Here is a 1,433-nt window from a genome sequence, read left to right as displayed (position 1 = left end):
GGGGCCTTCACAGCTGAGTGTGGGTAGCGGTTCTCCGCCAGGGGCGATGACCGCCTGCGGCGAGCAGAGCCCGTAACCGGTAGTTGTCGAAGTTGCGGAAGCCGCGGGCGACGCGACGCATGGTCTCGATGACGCCATTGACCGCTTCCGTGGGCCCGTTCGAGGCTCCTGCGGTATCGAAGTAGGCCAGGATCGCGGCCTTCCACCGGCGTAAGGTCCGTCCGAGCCGGGCGATCTCCGGAATGGGACAGGACGGGAAGGCACCGAGAATCTCGGCGACGAGCCGGCGCCCCTGCTCGGGGCGGGCGTGGTAGACCGCGCGCAGCTTCTGGTAGCAATGCCAGGCAAGGGTGACCTCGTGATGCGGGTCCCCGGCCTCGAGCTTCGCGTTGAGTCGGCGGACCTGCCTCTCGGTCAGGTGCTCGGCGCCGATCTGCAGGGTGCGGCGGATCCCGTACAACGGGTCCCCGGCTCTCCCGCGGTGGCCCAGAGTGTCCTGCTGCACGCGGCGGCGGACCTCATCGACGACCTGCCCGCCGAGCTTGACCACATGGAAAGCGTCGAGAACGGTGATCGCCTCCGGGAGCTCGTCGCGGATGGCATTGGCGTAGCCGTGGAACGGATCCAGCGTCGCCGTGCGGATCCCGCTCGTGAACGCCGGCCCCTGCTCGATGAGCCAGTCGCCGTAGGCCGCCCCCGTGCGCCCGGGCACCAGATCCAGCAGTCGTGCCCGGGGCCGGCCGTCCTCGCCGCGGGAGTGGTCCACGATCCCGGTGACCAGCCCAGTGCCGGGTGGGCCCACGTGGCGCCAGACGTGCTCGTCCACGCCCAGGGCGTTCACCCCGGCCAGCCGGTCCTCGGCGGCCAGCTGGGCCTCGATGACCGGAGTGATGGCGTCCCAGACGGTGTTCCAGGCGACCCCGAGCATCTCGGCCAGGGCCGAGACCGCGATGTCGTGGCAGCGCAGCTGCGTCACCGCCCAAGCAATCGCGCGGGTGGTGAGCTTGGCCCGCGGTGCCGCCAGCTCGTGGACCTCACTGAAGGTCGTCACCTCGCACGCCGTCTCATGGCAGCGGTAGCGGCGTTTGCGCCAGACCACCCGCACGGGCACCCCGGCGCAAGGCAGGTCGTGCAGCAGCACCGCCACCCGGCCATGGCCGACGGCGAGCACCCCGCAAGCCGGACAGCCCACCAGTGACGGCACGGTCTCGACCACCAGGGTGAACGAGGAGCGGTGCCGCTCGATCGTGAGCACGTGGACATCGGGCAGGTCGAAGAGCGCGCACGCCGGCGCGCACATAGCATGGGACACGTCGAGGCCTTCGAGGACGGTTGGATTCAGCACCCCCATCCTGGAGGCCTCGACCCCTACCCGACCCCCGTGACACGCACCCCGCTTGGGCCCTTACCCACACTCATTTGGGAAGGGCCGG

The 1,433-nt window shown here is 70.3% G+C and carries 1 protein-coding gene; it reads right to left on the bottom strand.

The window, feature by feature from the left end; all coding sequences use genetic code 11:
• Positions 1–7: 7 nt before the first annotated feature.
• Entirely contained in the window at positions 8–1,345 is a 1,338-nt protein-coding gene (locus tag ACPYN7_RS17950; RefSeq protein ID WP_176338697.1) for an ISL3 family transposase, read from the bottom strand.
• Between the last annotated feature and the right edge of the window lie 88 nt (positions 1,346–1,433).

Origin of the sequence: Kocuria sp. CH-021 (assembly GCF_049716185.1) — a bacterium.
GTDB classification, from domain to species: Bacteria; Actinomycetota; Actinomycetes; order Actinomycetales; family Micrococcaceae; genus Kocuria; species Kocuria cellulosilytica.
Note: the sequence above shows the minus strand (reverse complement) of the source record. Positions and strands in the feature narration are given on the sequence as shown.